This window comes from Kineococcus glutinatus (assembly GCF_039542765.1).
Taxonomy (GTDB): domain Bacteria; phylum Actinomycetota; class Actinomycetes; order Actinomycetales; family Kineococcaceae; genus Kineococcus_A; species Kineococcus_A glutinatus.
The window spans coordinates 1-3,801 of the sequence record NZ_BAABIL010000583.1 but is presented as its reverse complement, the minus strand read 5'-3'; the positions used below and the strand labels follow the sequence as shown (position 1 = coordinate 3,801).

The 3,801-nt window shown below is 77.1% G+C and carries 3 protein-coding genes; 2 read left to right on the top strand and 1 reads right to left on the bottom strand.

Annotated features, from left to right (window positions below; all coding sequences use genetic code 11):
* The first annotated feature begins 216 nt into the window (after positions 1–216).
* Complete coding sequence (locus ABEB16_RS18570; protein WP_345713696.1) at positions 217–1,056, top strand: hypothetical protein; 840 nt, start codon at positions 217–219, stop codon at positions 1,054–1,056.
* Positions 1,057–1,108: 52 nt separating this feature from the next.
* On the opposite strand, the gene dxs is transcribed toward ABEB16_RS18570, so the two are convergent.
* Complete coding sequence (gene dxs / locus ABEB16_RS18565; protein WP_345713695.1) at positions 1,109–3,013, bottom strand: 1-deoxy-D-xylulose-5-phosphate synthase; 1,905 nt, start codon at positions 3,011–3,013, stop codon at positions 1,109–1,111.
* Between the two features lie 211 nt (positions 3,014–3,224).
* On the opposite strand from dxs, the gene ABEB16_RS18560 reads away from it, so the two are divergent.
* Entirely contained in the window at positions 3,225–3,656 is a 432-nt protein-coding gene (locus tag ABEB16_RS18560) for a nitroreductase family deazaflavin-dependent oxidoreductase (protein ID WP_345713694.1), read from the top strand.
* The last annotated feature ends 145 nt before the right edge of the window (positions 3,657–3,801 follow it).

Here is a 3,801-nt window from a genome sequence, read left to right as displayed (position 1 = left end):
AGACCGTCGGCACGGACACCCCCGCCGCGCGCGCGATCTCGGTGATCGTCACGGCGCGGCGAAGGCCGACCCGCCGCCGACCGGGGACACCGCCGACACGGCCGACACCGCCGACACGGCCGACACCGCCGTCACCGGTCCGGCCGCCGCCCGTTCGGCGCAGCCGTGACCCTGCGTGCCCGCCCCCAGGGGCGGCACAGCGGTTAGCGTGCGCCGGTGCTCCCCTCCGACCCGCCCCTGACGCTGCGCGCGGCGCTGCGCCGCTGCGTGCTGGCCGCCGTCGTGGTCGACGACCTCGACGCCCGACCCGGCGACGACGGGGTGCACGTCACCGTCACGGCCGGTGACCCGTTCGTGCCGTGGTCGGACGTGGCCGCCGCGGCCGCCGCCCCCGCCGGTCCGGCCGCGGCCCGCCAGCGCGTGCGGGACTGGCTGCTCGCCCACCGGGTGCTGCAGGAGGAGACCGCCGCGGGCACCGATCCGCACCGGCTGGTGCTGCCCCTGGCGCTGCCCGCCGCCGCCGGCGCCCACCTCGGGGCGGCGTGGGAGCACCGGGAGGTCCTCGGTGGCGGGCTGCACCTCGGGCTCGGGGTGCCGCTGCCCACCCCGGGGGCGCCGGTCCCGCGGGTGGTGCCGCTGCCGCGGGCGGTGGCGGAGCGGACCGGGGTGCCCACCGGGCCGGAGGCGGGGCACCTGGACCTGCTGGAGCAGTTCGGCACGGTGGCCGCACAGCGGCTGCGCCGCGACGAGGGTGGGCGCGGCGGTGGGGTGCTGCGCCCGGTGGGCGGCTGCGACGTGCCCACCCTGCTGGCGTCGGCCTCCCTGCGCGCCCACCTGGCCTCCGGTGCCGCGGCGGGGCTGCGGGCGGTGGCGGTGCCGGCCCGGGAGCGCGGCTGGTTCGACCTGGCGCGCATCGACCCCGCGTTCGTCGTGGCGGCGTGGTCGGCCACGGAGCCCGAGCACCGCGGCTTCCCGCGCGCGGTGCTCGTCACCCGCGACGAGGTCGTGGTGCCCGCCGCGGGCGCCGGGCTGCCCCGGCAGGCACTGGGGGCCTGACCGGGGCGCCCGGCCCGGGCGCCTGACCCGGGGCGCTGCGGGGGCCCGGGCCTCAGGTGGTGGTCGCGGTCGAGCCCACCTCGTGCTGGCGCGCGACGGCCTCCACGATCCGCAGCGACACGGCCTGGGGGGTCAGGCCGCACTCCTCGAGGATCTCCTCGCGGGTGCCGTGGTCCAGGAAGCGCTGCGGCAGCGCGAACGTCAGCACCTCGGTCTGCACCCGCTCGCCCCGCAGCGCGTCGGCCACCGCGGCGCCGACCCCGCCGACCTCCACGCCGTCCTCCACGACGGCCACGAGGCGGTGGGTGCGGGCCAGCTGCACGAGGGCGGCGGGCACCGGCAGCACCCAGCGCGGGTCGACGACGCTGACGCCGACACCGTGGGCGCGCAAGCGGGCCGCCACGTCGAGGCAGGCGGGCACGAACGCGCCGACCGCGACGAGCAGCACGTCGGCGCCCTCGGCCCACGTGGCGCCCTCGAGCACGTCGACGCCGCCGGTGCGGGCGATCGCGGGCAGGTCGGCGGGCACCTTGCCCTTGCCGAAGCGCAGCACGGTGGGGGCGTCGGCCACCTGCAGCGCCTCGCGCAGCTCCTCGCGCAGGGTGGTGGCGTCGCGCGGGGCCGCCAGCCGCAGGCCGGGCACGATCCGCAGCAGCGACATGTCCCACTCGCCGTGGTGGCTGGGCCCGTCGGGGCCGGTGACGCCGGCGCGGTCCAGCACGAACGTCACGCCGGCCCGGTGCAGCGCCACGTCCATCAGCACCTGGTCGAAGGCGCGGTTGAGGAAGGTGGCGTACACGGCCACGACGGGGTGCAGGCCGCCGGCGGCCATGCCCGCGGCGGAGGTCACGGCGTGCTGCTCGGCGATGCCGACGTCGATCACGCGCCCGGGGTGGGCGCGGGCGAAGGCGTCAAGCCCGACGGGGGCGAGCATCGCGGCGGTGATGCCGACGACGTCGTCGCGCTCGTCGCCGACAGCGACCATCTCCTCGGCGAAGACGCTGGTCCAGGAGGACCCCGACGACGCCTGGGCCTCCCCGGTCTCGGGGTCGATGACGCCCACGGCGTGGAAGTGGTCGACGTGGTCGTCCAGCGCCGGGCGGTAGCCGCGGCCCTTCTGGGTGAGGGCGTGCACGATGACCGGTCCGCCGAACGCGCGGGCGCGCTGCAGGGCCCGCTCGACGGCGGCGACGTCGTGGCCGTCGACGGGCCCGACGTACTTCAGGCCCAGGTCCTCGAAGAGCCCCTGCGGGGCGACGACGTCCTTGATGCCCTTCTTCATCCCGTGCAGCGTGTCGTAGGCCAGCCGGCCGGGGGTGCCGCCGCGGCGCAGGGTGTCGCGGCCCCACTCCAGGAACTTCTCGTAGCCGCGGGTGGTGCGCAGCGTCGCCAGGTGGGAGGCCAGCCCGCCGATGGTGGGGGCGTAGGAGCGCTCGTTGTCGTTGACGACGACGATCACCGGGCGGTCGCCGGCGGCGATGTTGTTGAGGGCCTCCCACGCCATGCCGCCGGTGAGCGCGCCGTCGCCGACCACCGCGACGACGTGGCGGTCGTGCTCGCCGCGCAGCTGGTGGGCGCGGGAGAGGCCGTCGGCCCAGGACAGCGACGTCGAGGCGTGGGAGTTCTCCACGACGTCGTGGGGGCTCTCGGCGCGGCTGGGGTAGCCCGACAGGCCACCGCGGGCGCGCAGGCGGCTGAAGTCCTGCCGGCCGGTGAGCAGCTTGTGGACGTAGGACTGGTGGCCGGTGTCGAAGACGATGCGGTCGCGGGGGGACTCGAACACGCGGTGCAGGGCGATGGTGAGCTCGACGACCCCGAGGTTGGGGCCGAGGTGGCCGCCGGTGCGGCTGACCGAGGCCACGAGGAAGTTGCGGATCTCCCGGGCGAGCCGCTCCAGCTGCTGGGTGTCCAGCGACCGCAGGTCCTGCGGTCCGGTGATCGATTCGAGCAGCCCCATCCGGGGTTTCCTCCTGGGTGTGACGGCACACCCGGGTCTCCCGGGCCGTGCGCGGGCTCTGGGGGGCTCCGCCCGCTCGAGTGTAGGAGCACGGGGAGGAGGGGGCTCCCCGGACGCGGCCGCGCGCGGCGGGCTCCACACGATCCTCGCAACGCGCCCCGCGGGGGTGCCGCACCACGGCCGTGCGGGGGCCGGGGCGTAGGGTCGCGCCGTGACCTCGGCTGTGGACCTGCACGGTGCCCCGCACGTCCAGCGCTACCTGGAGACGAACGGTGAGGACGGCTACCACTGGCGCAACGGGACGACGATCCTCCTCCTCTTCACCACGGGCCGCAGGTCCGGCGAGCAGCGCTCCCACGCGCTGATCTTCCGCGAGCACCGGGGCGCGCACCTCGTCGTCGCCTCCAACGGCGGTTCCGACACGCCACCGGCCTGGTTCCTCAACCTGCTGGCCGACCCCGACGTGGAGGTCCAGGTCAGGGGCGACAGGTTCCGCGCCCGGCCCCGGGTGGCCACGCCGGAGGAGAAGCCCGCCATGTGGGCGTCGATGGTGGAGGCCTGGCCGGACTACGACCGGTACCAGGCCACGACGTCGCGGGAGATCCCCGTCGTCGTCCTCGAGCGCGTCACCGACGCCGGCTGACGGGCTCACCGCCGGCCCGTGCCCACCGGCCCATGCTCAGGTGCCGGGCCAGCCCCCGACGCGCACCTGGCGACCGCGGGCGTCGACGAGCCGGGCGGCGGCACCCGCGGCCCGCAGCCACGGCAGCGCCGCCGCGCCCCGCACG